The sequence below is a fragment of the Nonomuraea indica genome, from assembly GCF_002850745.1.
Taxonomy (GTDB): domain Bacteria; phylum Actinomycetota; class Actinomycetes; order Streptosporangiales; family Streptosporangiaceae; genus Nonomuraea; species Nonomuraea indica.
In genome coordinates this window covers 132,649-148,678 of the sequence record NZ_KZ559477.1, presented here as the reverse complement: position 1 = coordinate 148,678, position 16,030 = coordinate 132,649, and the positions used below count along the sequence as shown (strand labels likewise).

The following is a 16,030-nucleotide window of genomic DNA, read 5'->3' as shown; positions in this document are numbered from 1 at the left end:
CGAGGGGCGGGCGGGCGAGGCCGGCCGGTCGGCCACCAGCACCTCGGTCACCCGCCCATGAGTCACTCCGCGGCGCCGAGCGCGGCGGCCTCTTCGGCCTCGATCTGGGCGTTCCACGCCTTCTTGACCGCCCGCCAGGCCTCGTCGTCCACCCCGGACCGCCAGTAGCCGGAGATGGACAGCCGCTCCAGCGGCACCCGCCGCTCGACGCGCAGGTGGTGGCGGAGCCGGCGGACGAACCCGGCCTCGCCGTGCACGAACGCGTGCACGTCGCCCTCGGGGAAGTCCAGCCGGCACACCGCCTCCGCCAGCGCCTCGCCGACCGGGCGGCCGTCCCGGTGCAGCCACGTCAGCCGCACGTCGCCCACCGAGTCGAGCTTCTGCTCGTCGGCCGGCCCGTCCACCTCGACCAGCACGTGGGCGACGGCGCCGGCGGGCAGCGCCTCCACCGAGGCGGCGATGGCCGGCAACGCGCTCTCGTCGCCCACGAGGAGGTGCCAGCCCGCCTCGGGGCTCGGCGCGTATCCGCCTCCCGGCCCCAGCATGAGCAACTCGTCGCCCGGCTGGGCGCGCGCCGCCCACGGCCCGGCCAGCCCCTTGTCGCCATGGTGCACGAAGTCGATCGTCAGCTCGCGCGTCTCGGCGTCCCACGCCCGCACCGTGTACGTGCGCAGCCGGGGCCACACCTCGCGCGGCATGGTGGCGCGCACGTTCGCGACGCTGAACGGGACCGGGTAGTCCACGCCCTCGTGCGGGAACACGAGCTTCACGTAGTGGTCGGTGCACCCCGACAGCGCGAAGTCGCGCAGGTCGTCACCGCCGACCACCACCCGGATCATGTGCGGCGTGAGCCGCTCGGTGCGCACGACGACACCGCGGTGGTGGTCTACCGGCTTGTCTGGCATGAACGGCTCCTCCGCGCGACAATAGGTTAGGTATACCTAACCTATACCCGGAGGGCACCGTTCATGCGGCGGCGGCCTCGCCGGAGGCGCGGAAGGCGGCCACCGCGTCGAGGAAGCCCGCCATGTGCCGGAAGGCGTGCCGCGCCTCGGGCAGCACGTCGGCCAGCAGCGGGAAGACATGCGGCATGCGCGGCCACTCCTCGTACGTCACCGGCACCCCCGCCTGGCGCGCCCGCACGGCCACCCGGCGCGCCTCGTCGCGCAGCACCTCCGTCGAGCCGGTGACGATCATCATCGGGGGCAGTCCGGTGAAGTCGCCCAGCACCGGGGAGACCAGCGGATCGCGCGGGTCCAGGCCGGAGGTCCAGCGGCGAGCCAGCCAGCGGATCCGGCCGGCCGACAGCAGGGGATCCTGCCAGCGGTTGGCCCGGCGCGGGAAGTCGGTCAGGTCGGCCCACGGCGACAGGCAGATCGCCGCGGCCGGCAGCGGGACGTCCTGGTCGCGCAGCGCGAGCAGCGTGGCGAGCGCCAGATGGCCGCCCGCAGAGTCGCCGGCCAGGATGACGTCACCGGCGGCGTACCCCTGGTCCAGCAGGCACCGGTAGGCGTCCAGCGCGTCGTCCAGCGAGTCGGCCAGCTTGTGCACCGGGCCCTGCCGGTAGTCGAGCGCCAGGACGGGGCGCCGCGCCGCCGCCGACAGCCGCCAGGTGATCGACCGGTGGGTGCTCGGGGAGCAGGCGAAGTAGCCGCCGCCGTGGAAGTACAGGAGCGCCTTGCCCTCGTCCAGCTCGGCGTCCTCACCGGCGCGCACCCACTCGCCGCCGCAGGCGGAGAAGCCGGCGGAGGTGATGGTGACGTGGCCGGGCGGGCGGATCGGCACCCACCGGGTGAGCTCGCCGATGCGGGCCGCGCAGTCGAGCGCCAGGCCGTGGCGCATGAGGAGGCTGGACGCCGGCTTGAACGTGCCGCGCATCAGGCCCGTGAGCGCACGGGCCTGCCAGCTGAGGGGATAGTCCGGAGCGACGTCCCTGTCGATGTGCATGTTCTGTCCTCCAGGAGATCTCCTTCCCTCCAGAACAGCGATCTACCGGCGAGTAAGAAACTCATCCCTAAACGGGATATTTCACCCGGGTATCGGATGGCCTCCCAGCCGGAAATCCGTTTGCGCTCCCGCGCCGCTCCGGCAGATAATCCAGCGCTCCCATCAGCAGGCCCGTGCACGGGCTCAGGCACGGAACGTCACCGCGCCATCACCATCCGGAGGTGCGCCACCATCCCCCTCTACGCCCGGCTCGTCCGGTACGGATTCCGCAAACACGCCACCTACGTGTGGGCCGCGCTGGCCGGCGCCTTCACCAACAGCGTGTTCGGCGTGCTGCGCGCCTACGTCCTCATCGCCCTGTGGGACGCCCGGCCCGGCCTGGCCGGCTACGACGTCGTCCACGCCGTCACGTTCTGCTTCATCACCCAGGCGTTCATCGGCCCGATGCAGCTGTTCGGCGGCGGGCTGACCGTCCCCGAGCGCATCCGCAGCGGCGACATCGCGCTCGACCTGGTCCGCCCCGCCTCGCTCCAGCTCTGGTCGATGGCCGAGGACCTGGGCCGGGCCGGCTACCTCGCCCTCGCGCGCGGCATCCCGCCCCTGCTGCTCGGCGCCGCGCTGTTCGGCATCGTGTGGCCGGCGGGAGCGGGACACTGGGCGGCGTTCCTCACGGCGTTCGCCGCCGGGTGGGCCGTCAGCTTCGCCTGGCGCTACCTCGTCGCCCTGTCGGTCTGCTGGCTCGTCGACGACCGGGGCGCCAACGCCTTCTCCCTCGTCCTGACCACCCCGTGCAGCGGCATGATGGTCCCCCTCGTGCTGGTCCCCGGCCCGCTGGGCGAGGTGGTACGAGCGACGCCGTTCGCGGCCATGGTGCAGGCGCCGGCCGACGTCTACATGGGCACGGCCGACGTCCCGCGGACGCTGGCGCTGCAGGCCTTCTGGGCCGTGGCGCTGCTGGCGCTGGGAGCGCTCGGCACCCGGGCGATCCGCCACAAGGTGGTGATCCAGGGTGGTTAGCAGCTATCTCGTGCTGGTGTGGGCATGGACCCGCGCCGCGATGGCCTACCGCGCCTCGTTCGCGCTCATGGTGCTGCTCGGATCGGTGATCACCGCCACCGACGTGGCCGTCATCCTGGTGATCTTCGCGAACACGACCAGCCTCGCCGGGTTCTCCCGTGACGAGGCGCTCTTCCTGTACGGCGTCGCCGGCGTGGCGTTCTCGCTGTGCGACATGTTCGTCAGCAACCTCGACCGGATCAGCCAGCACATCAAGGCCGGCACGTTCGACGCGATGCTGATCCGGCCGGTCAGCCCGTGGATCCAGATGGCCACCGACCGCTTCATGCCCAGCCGGATCGGCCGGGTCCTGCAGGCCGCCGTCGTGCTCGGCTACGCGCTGGCCGTCCTCGACCTCGACCCGGGGCGGCTCTGGATGCTCCCGGTCATGATCGTCTCAGGCATCGTCATCTTCGCCTCGCTGTGGACCCTGGCGGCGGCGGCGCAGTTCGTGCTCACCGACGCGCCGGAGGTGACCAACGCCTTCACCTACGGCAGCGGCCAGCTCACCCAGTATCCGTTCAGCGCCTACGGGCGCGACCTGGTGCGCGGGGTGACCTACGTGCTGCCGCTGGCGTTCGTCAACTGGCAGCCCGGCCTGTACGTGCTGGACCGGGCCGACCCGTTCGGCACGCCCGGCTTCATGCGGTTCCTCGGCCCGGCCGCGGCCGTCGTCCTCGCCCTGCTCGCCGCCCTGGCCTGGCGGCAGGGTCTGCGGCACTACCGATCCACGGGGAGTTGAACATGATCGAGCTCGACCGCGCCGGCCGTTCCTTCAAGGTCAGGCGCGAGACGGTGCACGCCGTGCGCGACCTGTCGTTCCGCATCGAGGCCGGAGAGTTCGTCGGCTACCTCGGCCCCAACGGGGCCGGCAAGTCCACCACGATCAAGATGCTGTGCGGCATCCTCACGCCCACGTCGGGCACCGTCCGGGTGGCCGGGCTCGACCCGTCGCGCCGGCGCACCGCGCTCGCCCGGCGGACCGGCGTGGTGTTCGGGCAGCGCACCACCCTGTGGTGGGACCTGCCGTTGCGCGACAGCTTCGAACTGATCCGGCTCCTTTACAAAGTAGATCGCAGGGCCCACCGGGAGCGGCTGGACGCGCTCACCGAGACCCTCGACCTGGGGCCGTTCCTCCGGACGCCGGTGCGCCAGCTCAGCCTGGGCCAGCGGATGCGCGGCGACCTGGCCGCCGCGCTCCTGCACGCGCCCGACCTGCTGGTGCTCGACGAGCCCACGATCGGGCTGGACGTGGTGAGCAAGGCGGGCATCCGCGACTTCCTGCGGCGGCTCAACGCCGAACGCGGCACCACCGTGCTGCTGACCACGCACGACCTCGGCGACATCGAGCGGCTGTGCCGCCGGGTCATGCTCATCGACCACGGGCGGCTGGCGTTCGACGGGACGCTGGAGGACCTGATGGCCACCGCCCCCGCCGGGGAGACGATCGAGGACGTGGTCACCCGCCTCTACACGGCCGGGGTCCCGCCGGAGCGCGCCCCCCGGTAGCCGGTCAGTAGTAGCCGCCCTGGCGGCTCTCCTCGTAGTCCTCGTCCTCGTCCTCGTAGTCGTCGCGGCGCGCCCAGCGTGACGGCATGAGGACGGGGATGAACATGGCCACGCCGAGCAGCGCGTACACGCCGCTGGTCAGCAGCGTCCTGGCTCCCGCGCCGGCGTCCCGGAGGATCTGGTGCATCGACGGCTCGGCCGGGATGAAGGACAGCGCGCGGTTCATGTCGAGCGCGTACACGACCGTCCAGGCCAGCAACGCCATCGACGGCACGAACGCCGCCAGCGGCGAGACGCGGCCGGCCGTCACCAGGCCGGTGACGAGCCCCACGGCCGCCATCGCGCCGAGCGCGATCCACAGCGGCTGCCCGGCGGGGGCCTGCGTGTTGGCCATGGCCTGCTGGACGGCCCAGCCGGCGCCCGCGAGCAGGGCCGCCGTCGCCACCAGCCCGAGGACGAACCCACCAAGATGCCGCAACGTTCTCACCTCATGTCGACGCGGTCGGGACGAACCATAGCGACATTCGGTGCCAATCCACCAGGAATTGATCAACTCTCCGTATCGGCAGGACCCTGTGCCCGTCCCGGAAGAACGTTCCTGTCCCGCTGCCACCGGCCTGCGCGCCGGGAGTCCCCGGCAGGCTCCGGGCGCAGCATCGGCAATCTTCCGCCCGGCCGTGGAACGCGGTCCGGGTCCTCACGGTCGGGAAGGCCACGTCGCCGATGTCCTGTCCGGGTGTCGGACCGGCCGGCCGCTCCGCGGGCCGGCCCGCTAGCTTGTCCCCGTACGCGAAGAAAGGCGGGCGAAGTGTCGGCGGAGACAGCGGACGAGCGGCTGGCGCGGCTCAAGCGGGAGTTCGAGTCGATCGACGGGGACGGCGACGGGTTCATCACCGAGGCGGAGTTCCGGGCGCACTTCCCGGACCTGCCCGCCGGGGCGCTCGGCGCCCTGGAGGACAGCGCCGACGCCGACGGCGACGGACGGTTCTCGCTGGAGGAGTTCGTCCGCGTCATGCCGTAGCGAACGGCTCACGGCGGCGGCCACCTCGTCGTGGTCTCCGCCGTGAGCCGGGTCGATGTCACTTCTTGAAGGCGTCCTTGACCTTCTTGCCGGCGTCCTTGAGCTTCTCGCCGGCCTGCTTGAGGCCGCCCTCGGTCTGGTCGGCGCGGCCCTCGGCGCGCAGTTCCTCGTCACCGGTGGCCTCTCCGATGTTCTCCTTCGCGCGGCCCTTGAGCTCTTCGGCCTTGTGGGAGAACTTGTCCTCGGTCCCCATGTGCCCGCCTTTCTCGTCGGCTGCGGAGGCACTTCCCCTTACCGAGGATCGGGCGCGAAAACACCGGTGTGAACCTGCCCACACCACTCATAAGGGGACATTTTCCGGGCAAGGAGGAGAGGCCGGAGAGCCGCGCGGGGGTCGGCTCTCCGGCCCTGCCCGCGACGGCGCGACGAGCTCAGGCGGCGCGGCTCAGACGGTGCGGCCCAGACGGTGCGGCTCAGGCGGCGGGGCTCAGGACGTGATGTCCTTGCCGGTGAAGCGGGCCCAGGCGACCGAGCCGAACAGCAGCGCGTACGCGCCGAACACCAGCAGCCCCTCCCCCAGCGCGGCGGTGTCGACGGGACTGCGCAGCACCCCGTCGAAATCGTTCCACCACGTCGGCAGCAGGTAGCCGGCCAGACCGTCGAGCTGCGGGACGGCCCGCAGCACCTGCGAGACGACCACGAGCACCACGCTGGCCGCGATCGCGCCGATCGACACCTCCGTGAACGTCGAGAAGGCCAGCGCCACCGCGGCCAGCGCGGCCATCCCGGCGCCGACGTACCCGACGCTGACGAGGATGCGCAGCAGCCCCTCGGCGACCGGCACCGTGGTGCCGGACAGCAGGGTCACCGGACCGACCGGGAAGAGCGCCAGGCCCGTCACCAGCGCGGCCAGCGCGACCACCGCGGTCACCGCGAAGCCGTACACGACGGCGTTGAGGTACTTGACCGCGAGCAGCCTGGTGCGGCCGGCCGGGGCGGCCAGCAGGTAGCGCAACGTCCCGGCGCCCGCCTCCCCCGCGACGGCGTCGCCCGCCACCACGCTCACCGCGACCGGCATCAGCAGCGTGACCAGGAACGACAGCGAGGCGAACGTCAGCATGAGGCTGTTGCCGGCGGCCGCGGCGATGATCCCGCCCACCCCGCCCTCGTCGTCGGCCGTCATGAGGCGCAACGTGACGCCGAGCAGGACCGGCACGGCGGCCAGGACGCCCAGCATGACCAGGTTGCGCGGCCGCCGGAACGTCAGCCCGAGCTCCGAGCCGAGCAGCCGCCAGAACGTCCACCGCGCCCGCGCCACAGGGGCGGGCGCGGCGGCCGGACGCCCCTCGGCGGAGGGGCCGGCCTCGACGATCGTGGCGGGCTCCGGCGCGCGCCGGATCTCGGTCTCAGCCGTCGACATCGAATCCCTCTCCCGTCAGTCCCACGAACACGTCCTCCAGACTCGGCCGGACGACCGCGAGCCCGCGCACGGGCACGTCCGCGCCGACGAGGGCGGCGTTGATCCGCTCGGGCGCGTGCCCGCCCAGCTCGGCGGTGACCTCGGTGCCGCCCTCCACCGCACCGATGTGGACGCCGGCCAGGCCGAGCGCGGCCAGCACCCGGACGGCCGCGGCCGCGTCGGGCGTCTCGATCCGGACGCGGACGGGCTGACCGCCGCTGAGCGAGGCGATCGTGCCCTGGGCGACCAGCTTTCCGGCCCGCATCACCGCCGCGTGCGTGCACATCTGCTCCACCTCGGCCAGCAGGTGCGAGGAGACGAAGACCGTGGTGCCGTCGGCGGCGATCTCCTTGACCAGGGCGCGCACCTCGCGGGTGCCCTGTGGGTCGAGGCCGTTGGTCGGCTCGTCGAGGACGAGAAGCTCGCGCGGTCCGAGCAGGGCGGCGGCGATGGCCAGGCGCTGGCGCATGCCGAGCGAGTAGTTGCGGTAGCGCTTGCCCGCAGCGGCGGTCAGCCCCACCCGGTCCAGCGCCTCACCGACGCGCCGCCGGACGGTGGCGGCCGGCGCGGTGGGGTCGGCCGCGTCGAACCGGCGCAGGTTCGCCTCGCCCGACAGGTACGGGTAGAACGCCGGCCCCTCGACCAGCGCGCCGACCCGGGGCAGCGCCGCGGCCAGCGGCAGCCCCAGCAGGGCGTGCTCGCCGGAGGTGGGCGCGACCAGGCCCAGCAGCATGCGGATGGTCGTGGTCTTGCCCGAGCCGTTGGGCCCGAGGAAGCCGAAGACCGATCCGCGTGGCACGCTCAGGTCGAGCGTGTCGACGGCGACCTGGCCGCCGCGGAACCGCTTGGTCAGCCCGCGCGTGACGATCGCGGGCGCCGCCGGGCCGGAAGGCGGGGCCGCCCCGGAGGGCGCCCCCGCTTCGTGCGTGACGGTCGTCACCTGACGCCCGCCGCCTCGGTGATCTCCTCCGGCGTGACGGCGCCGACGAGCAGGCGCCCGTCGTCGGTCAGCAGGGCGGTGACCAGCTTGGTGCTGATCAGCCGGCCCGAGCCCCACGGCCCGCTCACCGGGGTGGCCTTCTTGAGCAGGTCGGCGACCACGGCGCGACCGTCGGCCTCGTCACCGCCGTGACCCCGCCACTCGCCCTGCCGCTCGCCCTGCCGCTCGCCGTCCGACGGCGTGCCTCCCGTAAGGTCGGCCGCCGACGCCTTCACCACGGCCACCCGCGTCCATCCGTCGCCGACGACCTTCAGGCCACGGGCGGCCCTGTCGGCGTCGCCGGGGCGCGTCTCCTTGCCCGCCTCGCCGTCGGCCCCGAGGGAGCGCTCCTCGACCTTGGCGCCGGCGGGCGGGGTGAAGGTGAAGTTCTCCTCCGCGGGCGGGGTGAACGTCACCTGGGTGAAGCCCACCTGGAAGGCCGGCTCGGCCGCGCCCTTGGCGTACACCTGCACCTGCAGCGGGACGTACGTCTCGCCGTCGAGGGCCAGGCGCACCTCCTGCACCAGCGAGCCGTCGTCCTTGGGCGCGAGCACGAGCTGGTAGACCGGGCGGCCCGCCACCTCGGCGGTGTTGATGACCCGGATCGCGGTGTGCTCGCCCGCCTGCTCCAGCACCTTCTCCGCCGCCGCCTGCGGCGTCAGGTCGGCGTGGGTCGCGGCCGGCGCCGACGGGGCCGGCGACCGCCGTGCGCCGCCCTGCCAGTGGAGCTTCGTGGCCGTGTTGGCGGCGCTGTCCCAGTACCAGGCCTGGCCCTCGTTGACGATCAGGTTGGTCTCGTTCAGCTGGGTCGGCATGGCGATCCGGAACTTGCCGTTGGCGCCGTACCAGACCTTGACCTCGTGCGAGCCGGACAGCAGCGCCACCGGTGAGCCCGCGCCCGCGGCCGGGAGGGCGGGCAGTCCGAGCGAGGCCGTCTGCTGCACGGTGCCCGACATGGGCGGCGGGCTCTTCTCGGCGGCGGCCAGGGCGTCGGCGAGCAGCTGCTGCGCCGAGCGCTCGGGGAGCGCCGGGGGGCCGCCCACGGCGGCGATCACCGGCCCCGCGCCGACCGCGGCCGCGATCACGGCCGCCGCCGCGACCGGGACACCCCACCTCACGAACGTGCCTCTACGCATCTCACTCCTTAACGGTATGTCGATACGCAGAGCCTGCGTGATGCATCCTTAGGCGAACCTGAGACTGTCTGAGACGCCTCTCAGCCTTCTCAGCGTGGTCTCAGGGGCGGCACGGGAGGATGCAGCGCATGAGAGTTCTGGTCGTCGAGGACGAGCGGCGCATGGCCGCCGCGTTGCAGCGCGGGCTGCAGGCGGAGGGCTTCGCCGTGGATCTCGCCCACGACGGCGAGCAGGGCCTGCACCAGGCCAGGCAGGGCGACTACGACGTCGTGGTGCTCGACATCATGCTGCCCAGGCTGTCGGGCTACAACGTGTGCAAGCAACTGCGCGCGGAGGACAACTGGGTGCCGATCCTCATGCTGTCGGCCAAGGACGGCGAGTACGACATGGCCGACGGGCTCGACCTGGGCGCCGACGACTACCTGACCAAGCCGTTCTCGTACGTGGTGCTCGTGGCCAGGCTGCGGGCGCTGCTGCGGCGCGACGCGGGGCGGCGGCCGGCCGTGCTGACGGCGGGCGACCTGTCGCTCGACCCGGCGCGGCGCAGGGTGCAGCGCGGCGACAGCGCCGTCGAGCTGACGCCGCGCGAGTTCGCGCTGCTGGAGTACCTGCTGCGCAGGCGGGACGAGGTGGTGTCGAAGGCGGAGATCCTGGAGCACGTGTGGGACACCTTCGACACCGACCCGAACGTGGTGGAGGTCTACGTCGGCTACCTGCGGCGCAAGATCGACGCCCCGTTCGGCAGGAACGCGCTGCAGACCGTGCGCGGCGCGGGCTACCGGCTGGCGGGCGACGGCGGGTGAGCACGGTGACCGCTCATGAGGGGGCCGGCCTGGCGGCCGGCGGCCGTGGCTGACGCGCCGCACATCTGGTGGCGGCGGCGCAGCCTGCGCTTCCGGCTGACCGTGGTGGCCGGCGCGGTGCTCGCGGCCGCCCTGGCGCTGTCGGGCGTCGTACTGCTCAACGTGCTCGACCGGACACTGGTGGACACGGTCGACGACGCGCTGCGCAGCCAGGCGCAGACGGTGCGCGTGCACGCCGACGCCGGCACGCTGACCAGCCCCATCACCACCCACGACGGCACGGTCGTGCAGGTGCTCGACGCCTCGGGCCGCATCACGCACGTCACCTACGGCACCGACCGGCTGGTGCCCTTGCTGGACGCCCGGGCCAGGGCGTGGGCGCTGCGCGGGGGCCACGCGGTCTACCTGGACGGCCGGCCGTACGCGATCCCGGGCACGCTGCGGGCCGTGGTGCTCAGCGCCGACCGCGGGCAGACGGTGGTCGCCGCCCGCTCCGTCGGCGAGATCCGGCAGAGCCTGGCGGCGGCCCGCAAGGTGCTGCTCGTGGGCACGCCGCTGCTGCTCGTCCTGCTGGCGGTGGCGAGCTGGCTCGTCATCGGCCGCACGTTGCGCCCGATCGCGGCGCTGCGCAAGGGTGCGGCCGAGATCACGCACACCGCCAGGTCGCGCCGGCTGCCGGTGCCCGAGGCGCGTGACGAGGTGCACTCGCTGGCCGTCACGCTCAACGACATGTTGGCCAGGCTGGAGGAGGCGGAGCAGCGCCAGCGGGCGCTGGTCTCCGACGCCGCGCACGAGCTGCGCAGCCCGCTCGCCAGCATCCGCCTGCAGCTGGAGGTCGCCCTCGGCCATCCGGAGGGCCAGGACTGGCGCGAGACGGCCGAGGGCGTCCTGGAGGACGCGATGCGGCTGTCCCGGCTGGCGGAGGACCTGCTCGCGCTGGCCCGCCTGGACGAGCGCGGCGGCGTGCCCGCCCGGCGCGAGCCGGTCGACCTCGACGCGGTGGTGCGGCAGACCCTCGACCGGTACGCCGAGGCGCGGCTGACGGCCTGCGCGCCGGTGGTGGTGCGGGGTGACGCGCTGGACCTGAGCCGGGTGCTGACCAACCTGGTGGACAACGCCGTCCGGCACACCACCTCGAAGGTCGAGGTGGCGCTGACCGCCGACGGGGTCCTGACGGTGACCGACGACGGGCCGGGCATCCCGGAGCAGGACCGGGAGCGGGTGTTCAACAGGTTCACCCGGCTCGACTCGGGCCGCAGCCGGGACGAGGGCGGGGCGGGGCTGGGCCTGGCGATCGTGCGGGAGACGGTGCGGGCCCACGGGGGCGGGGTGCATCTGGAGGACGCCTCCCCGGGGTTGCGCGTGGTGGTGCGGCTGCCGGTGGCCGGCTGAGCGCCGGACATCGGTACGGGCCGCGCGCTCGGGGAGCGGCGTGCGCCGGTCTCGGGTACCGGACGAGCGGACCGGACGAGCGGGCCGGACGAGCGGGCCGGACGAGCGGGCCGGGTCAGGCGGCGGTGCCCCGTTCGGCGGTGGACAGGAAGTCCTGTGCGATGAGCGGCAGGCGGCGGCGCGCGTGGACGAGGGCGATGACGCGGCGCACGGCCGGGTCGAGGGAGCGGACCACCAGACCGGCCCGGCTGGCCTGCTCGGCCATCCCGCGGTACCACAGCAGCGACGCCTGGCCGCTGCGCACGGCGCCGAGCCAGCCGTTGCGCTCGTCGGTCTCGAGCACGACCACCGGTTTGACGGCGTACTTGCCGAACATGGCGTCGAGCTCCCTGCGCCGGACGCTGCCGCGGGCGGGCAGGGCCAGCCGCATGCCGTCGAGCCTGCCCATCGGCACGGGGTTGGGCAGTTTGAGGCTCGGCGGGGAGATCAGCACGATCTCCTGGCGTTCGAGGGGGTGGGTGATGAGGTCGGCGGGCACGGGCAGGTCGGTCAGCCCGATGTCCGCGCGCTGGTCGCGGATGGCGCTGACCACGGCGTCACGGCCGTCGCACCGCACGATGTGGATGCGCACCCCGGGATGGTCGGCGGTGTAGGCGGGCAGGAGCCGCCCGGCGAGGCCGGGCTCGAGGCTCGGCGTGGCGGCGATGCGGAGCTCGGCGTCGCCGGAGGTGGCGTGGCTGGCGAGGCCCTCGATCTCGTGGACGGCGTCGAGCGCCTCCCGTGCCAGCTTGACGACCCGGCGGCCCTGCGCGGTGACGACCACGCCGCGGCCGGAGCGGGCGAAGAGGGTCATCCCGAGCTCTCGTTCCAGGTCCCGGATCGCACGCGACAGCGCGGGCTGCGCGATGTAGAGCGACCTGGCCGCGTCGGTCATGGTGCGGTGCTCCGCAGTCGCGACCACGTAGCGGAGCTGCTGGAGGTTCATGGCAAAAAGCTAGGACACGGCCCACCGCGCGGTCCGGAACATAGCGGAGATCACCTCGAATGATTTCGGACTGTAACCGAGCACTGTCACATCCGTGACTGGTGATAAATCAGTAAGCTTCTGCCCAAATCTGGCAAAGGGCCGGAGCGTGACGGGAGGAGTCACGCGAGTCGGACAAGTGACCGCAGGGGGCGACACGGTGACAGGCAACGGGCAGCATCCCTCACCGCCTCCCGAGCACGGCCCGCCGGTGCGTCCGCCGTCGCTGCCGTGGCCGCCTCCCGGGCGCGGGCAGGGCGGGCCCGGCTCCCCGCCGCCCCCGCATCCCTCCGGTGGCCAGGGGCACGGATACGGCCCGCCGCCCCAGCAGCCGCCGTACGGGCCGCCCCAGCAGCCGGCGCAGCCGCCGTACGGCGCGCCGCAGCAGCCGCATGCGCCCGCGCAGCAGCCGCCGGGCCCCGCGTACCGTCCCGGCCCGCCGCAACCGCCCCACCCGCAACCGTCCCATCCCCAGCCGCCGTACCCCCAGCAGCCGCCCAACCCGGGGCAGGGGTACGGGGCGGGCGGGCGGCACGGCGGCCCGTACGGCCAGCAGCCTCCTCCCCCGCCGCCTCATCAGGTCCGGCATCAGCAGCCGTCGCCGCCCATGCCCCCCATGCCTCCTGTCCCGCCGCCGGGGCCGCCCATGCCGCCGCGGGGCCACGGCTGGCCGCAGGCGCCGCGCAGGAGGTCCGGCATGGGGGCGGCCGGGGTGCTCGGCCTGGTGTGCGGGGCGATGGCCGGGTTGTTCGTGCTGGTCGTCGTGGGCTCGATGGTGTTCAGGACCTCCTCGCGCAGCGAGGTCGGCACCCCGGTGGCGATCCCCACCTACACCCCGTACGAGCGCGAGACGTCCCCGAGGCGGACGGAGAGCCGGTCGCCGGCGGAGCGGCCCACGCGGCGGCCCACGCCGACCCGCACCCGGGACACCACGCAGCAGCCCGCCAGGGCCACGCTGAACACGAGCCTGAAGAACAACACCGTCTACCGGGCGGGCGCCCTGCCCCGGCTGTCCTGCCGGGCAGGCAACGCCGACATCTACAACCACGCCCAGCTCAAGGCCCTGATCCTGAAGACGGGCGCGTGCATGGACCGGGCGTGGGGCCCGATCCTGCGCCGGCAGGGCATCGCCTTCAGCCCGCCGGGCTACGCGATCGCGGCGGGCCGGGGCCGGGGCGCGTGCGGCGACTATCCCTCGCGGGGCGGCATCGTGCCGTACTACTGCCCGCGCAACAACACGATCTACGCCTCGACCTCGGCGATGGCCAGGGGCAACGCGACGTCGCGCGGCTACGGCCAGATCATCTCCTGGCACGGCGGGATCATCAGCATGATGGCCCACGAGTACGGCCACCACGTGCAGAACATCACGGGCCTGATGGACTCGTGGTGGCGCCAGACGCTCGACTCCACCAGCAGCAGCGGCAAGCTGGCGCTCAGCCGAAGGCTGGAGCTCCAGGCCACCTGTTTCGGCGGCATGTGGATGCGCTCCGTCGCGACCAGCTATCCGGTCACGACCACGAACCGGTCGCGGCTGTTCGCCTTCTACGGCCAGGTGGGCGACCATCCCGGCTATCCGCGTGACCACGGCTCCCCGGCGAACAACCACCGGTGGTTCCGGCAGGGCTGGGAGCGCAGCCAGGCCTATCAGTGCAATACCTGGATGGCGCCTTCCTCCTCGACGTCATGATGTCGCCTGGCGTTCATCTCAGCTTGAGCACATGTCTCTGATGTCCCCTTATGGGAGCTAGAATCCTGGCAATCTTGTGCCCAACGGGGGGCAAAACAGTGTTTTGCCAGGTAGGCGTGTGAAGGAGCGGCGTGAGCAAGCGCGATGGGGTTGACAACGGGGGCAGGAAACGGCGCCCTGCCCGCCGCCCCCGCCCGACGTCAGGCGGCGAACCCGGCTCCGGCGCCCGCGGTTCCGCGGCTCCCGGCGCCCCGGGTCCCGCCGAGGCGGGCAGGACCCCGTCCGCGGGCCAGGGCGGCTCGGGCCGCACCCGGGCCAAAGGCCAGTCGGGATCCGGGCGGCGCACCGAGCCGGGCCGGCCACGGCCGGCGGACGCCGCCCCCCCGGGGACGTCCGGCGCCTCCCCCGGCGGCGGCCGGAAGCCCGCGGGCGACAGGCCGGGCACCGTATCGGGCGACGCGGCGGGCAAGCGCCCCGGCCGGATGCCCACCGGCGCCCCGCGCTTCGCCAGACCGCTCAACGCGGGATCCGTCCTGGGCTGGACCGCCCTGTCCGCCATCGTGCCCGGCGCCGCTCACCTGCGCGCCGGGCACCGCCGTACCGGGCTGGGGTTGCTCGGCGCGTACGCGGTCCTGCTGGTCGCCGCGCTGGCCTTCGTGCTGGTGCGCGGCCTCGAAGGTCTCACCACCTTCCTCGGCGACGGCATGATGGTGACGGCGGTCGTGCTGCTGTCGGTGGGCGCGCTGTGCTGGTTCGCACTGCTCGTCACGTCGTACGTGGCGCTCAACCCGAGCGGGCTCGACCAGCAGGGTCAGATCGTCTCCGGCGTCCTCGTCGGCGTGCTCTGCGTCGCGGTGATGTCCCCGTTCGCCCTGGGGGCCAACACGGTGCTGGCCGCCCGGGACACTTTTCACACGCTCTTCCCCAGCATCCCCACGGAGCCGGGCGTCGAGCCGATCAAGGAGGAGGACCCGTGGAGCGGCAGGACCCGGGTCAACTTCCTGCTGCTCGGCGGTGACGCGGCCAGTAACCGCACCGGCATGCGGACCGACAGCATGAACGTGGCCAGCGTGGACATCAGGACGGGCAACACCGTGCTGTTCAGCCTGCCGCGCAACCTGCAGCACGTGCACTTCCCGCCGTCCTCGCCGCTGCGCAAGCAGTTCCCCAACGGCTTCATGGCCGAGCTCGGCCAGGGCGGCCTGCTCAACGAGGTGTGGCAGTACGCCAACGACCACCCGCAGATCATGGGCAAGAAGAACCAGGGCCCGCGGGCGCTGATGGACGCCATCGGCCACACGCTCAACCTCAAGATCGACTACTACGCCCTCATGAACATGTACGGCTTCGCCGACCTGGTGGACGCCATCGGCGGCCTGCGCATCCGCGTCGAGCGGGACGTCCCCTGGGGCGGCCTGTACGGCACCGCGGGCACCATCAAGGCGGGCACCCGGGTGCTGTCGGGCGAGGAGGCCCTGTGGTACGGCCGGTCCCGGGTGGGCAGCGACGACTTCTCCCGGATGGGCCGCCAGCGCTGCGTCATCGGCGCCTTCGCCAAGCAGGCCACCCCGGACAAGATCCTGCTGAACTTCACCAAGATCGCCTCAGCCACCAAGCGGCTGGCGCAGACGAACATCCCCCGTGAGCTCGTGGAGCCGCTGGCCGCGCTGGCGCTCAAGGTGAAGGGCGCCAAGATCACCAGCATGCAGTTCGTGCCGCCGGAGTTCTGGCCGGGCTCGCCGGACTGGCTGAAGATCCGGCGCGCGGCGGCGAAGGCGATCGCCGACTCGACCAGGGCGCCCAGCCAGGCCGTGGCGGCCGCCGCCTCCCCGACCGGCTCGGCCGCCCCGAGCGGGGTGGCCTCGCCCAGCGCGTCGGCCGCCAGGCCCACGCAGACGCCCAAGCAGACGCCCACGCGCAACAGCCAGCGGTCGGCCAGGTCGCTGGAGGAGCTCTGCGGCTTCTGACCTGACGGCCGAGGCCCCCCTGCCGGTCGGGCAGGGGGTCCTCGGCC

17 protein-coding genes are annotated in these 16,030 nt (G+C 73.2%); 8 read left to right on the top strand and 9 right to left on the bottom strand.

Features of this window, described 5'->3' with window-relative positions; translation table 11 throughout:
* Nucleotides 1–62: 62 nt before the first annotated feature.
* Entirely contained in the window at nt 63–905 is an 843-nt protein-coding gene (locus tag CXR44_RS27690) for a siderophore-interacting protein (RefSeq protein WP_101789059.1), read from the bottom strand.
* A gap of 61 nt (nt 906–966) precedes the next feature.
* Nucleotides 967–1,947 carry an alpha/beta hydrolase gene (locus CXR44_RS27685; protein WP_101789058.1) on the bottom strand — a complete coding sequence of 327 codons (981 nt, stop codon included), beginning with the start codon at nt 1,945–1,947 and terminating at the stop codon, nt 967–969.
* Between the two features lie 285 nt (nt 1,948–2,232).
* Here CXR44_RS27685 and CXR44_RS27680 point away from each other — a divergent pair, with 285 nt between their 5' ends.
* From CXR44_RS27680 to CXR44_RS27670, 3 genes are read left to right on the top strand one after another with little or no spacing between them, the layout of a single operon-like run.
* Nucleotides 2,233–2,964 carry an ABC transporter permease gene (locus CXR44_RS27680; protein WP_219602015.1) on the top strand — a complete coding sequence of 244 codons (732 nt, stop codon included), beginning with the start codon at nt 2,233–2,235 and terminating at the stop codon, nt 2,962–2,964.
* Nucleotides 2,957–3,745: an ABC transporter permease gene (locus tag CXR44_RS27675; RefSeq protein WP_101789056.1), complete on the top strand. Its 789-nt coding sequence runs from the start codon at nt 2,957–2,959 to the stop codon at nt 3,743–3,745. Before CXR44_RS27680 ends, CXR44_RS27675 begins: the two co-directional genes overlap by 8 nt.
* A gap of 2 nt (nt 3,746–3,747) precedes the next feature.
* On the top strand, nt 3,748–4,512 hold the full coding sequence (locus tag CXR44_RS27670) for an ABC transporter ATP-binding protein (protein WP_101789055.1): 765 nt from the start codon (nt 3,748–3,750) through the stop codon (nt 4,510–4,512).
* A 4-nt stretch (nt 4,513–4,516) separates the two neighbouring features.
* Here the strand turns inward: CXR44_RS27670 and CXR44_RS27665 are convergent, their stop codons facing one another.
* Nucleotides 4,517–4,999 carry a hypothetical protein gene (locus CXR44_RS27665; RefSeq protein WP_245899451.1) on the bottom strand — a complete coding sequence of 161 codons (483 nt, stop codon included), beginning with the start codon at nt 4,997–4,999 and terminating at the stop codon, nt 4,517–4,519.
* 321 nt (nt 5,000–5,320) lie between these two features.
* On the opposite strand from CXR44_RS27665, the gene CXR44_RS41205 reads away from it, so the two are divergent.
* Nucleotides 5,321–5,533, top strand: a complete 213-nt coding sequence (locus tag CXR44_RS41205) for an EF-hand domain-containing protein (RefSeq protein ID WP_245899449.1) — start codon at nt 5,321–5,323, stop codon at nt 5,531–5,533.
* A gap of 58 nt (nt 5,534–5,591) precedes the next feature.
* Here the strand turns inward: CXR44_RS41205 and CXR44_RS27655 are convergent, their stop codons facing one another.
* From CXR44_RS27655 to CXR44_RS27640, 4 genes are all read right to left on the bottom strand, one after another.
* The gene (locus CXR44_RS27655) at nt 5,592–5,786 is read right to left on the bottom strand and encodes a CsbD family protein (RefSeq protein ID WP_101789054.1); all 195 of its coding nucleotides are present in this window, start codon (nt 5,784–5,786) and stop codon (nt 5,592–5,594) included.
* A gap of 234 nt (nt 5,787–6,020) precedes the next feature.
* The gene (locus CXR44_RS27650; RefSeq protein WP_101789053.1) at nt 6,021–6,953 is read right to left on the bottom strand and encodes an ABC transporter permease; all 933 of its coding nucleotides are present in this window, start codon (nt 6,951–6,953) and stop codon (nt 6,021–6,023) included.
* Entirely contained in the window at nt 6,940–7,932 is a 993-nt protein-coding gene (locus CXR44_RS27645; RefSeq protein WP_180903727.1) for an ABC transporter ATP-binding protein, read from the bottom strand. Before CXR44_RS27645 ends, CXR44_RS27650 begins: the two co-directional genes overlap by 14 nt.
* Nucleotides 7,929–9,107 (bottom strand): LolA family protein, encoded by a 1,179-nt coding sequence (locus CXR44_RS27640; RefSeq protein ID WP_101789052.1) that lies wholly within the window; start codon nt 9,105–9,107, stop codon nt 7,929–7,931. The genes CXR44_RS27645 and CXR44_RS27640 overlap by 4 nt, the downstream gene beginning before the upstream one ends.
* 128 nt (nt 9,108–9,235) lie before the next feature.
* Between CXR44_RS27640 and CXR44_RS27635 the strand changes: the two genes are divergently transcribed.
* On the top strand, nt 9,236–9,910 hold the full coding sequence (locus tag CXR44_RS27635; RefSeq protein WP_101789051.1) for a response regulator transcription factor: 675 nt from the start codon (nt 9,236–9,238) through the stop codon (nt 9,908–9,910).
* Nucleotides 9,911–9,925: 15 nt separating this feature from the next.
* Entirely contained in the window at nt 9,926–11,302 is a 1,377-nt protein-coding gene (locus tag CXR44_RS27630) for a sensor histidine kinase (RefSeq protein WP_101789050.1), read from the top strand.
* A gap of 115 nt (nt 11,303–11,417) precedes the next feature.
* Here CXR44_RS27630 and CXR44_RS27625 read toward each other — a convergent pair whose 3' ends face one another.
* On the bottom strand, nt 11,418–12,287 hold the full coding sequence (locus CXR44_RS27625; RefSeq protein WP_101789049.1) for a LysR family transcriptional regulator: 870 nt from the start codon (nt 12,285–12,287) through the stop codon (nt 11,418–11,420).
* A 223-nt stretch (nt 12,288–12,510) separates the two neighbouring features.
* Nucleotides 12,511–12,903, bottom strand: a complete 393-nt coding sequence (locus tag CXR44_RS39050; protein ID WP_144070096.1) for a hypothetical protein — start codon at nt 12,901–12,903, stop codon at nt 12,511–12,513.
* A gap of 39 nt (nt 12,904–12,942) precedes the next feature.
* Between CXR44_RS39050 and CXR44_RS27620 the strand changes: the two genes are divergently transcribed.
* Nucleotides 12,943–14,016: a neutral zinc metallopeptidase gene (locus CXR44_RS27620; RefSeq protein ID WP_245899447.1), complete on the top strand. Its 1,074-nt coding sequence runs from the start codon at nt 12,943–12,945 to the stop codon at nt 14,014–14,016.
* 131 nt (nt 14,017–14,147) lie between these two features.
* A complete protein-coding gene (locus CXR44_RS27615) occupies nt 14,148–15,983 on the top strand; it encodes an LCP family glycopolymer transferase (RefSeq protein ID WP_245899446.1) in 1,836 nt (611 codons plus the stop codon).
* Nucleotides 15,984–16,030: the final 47 nt, after the last annotated feature.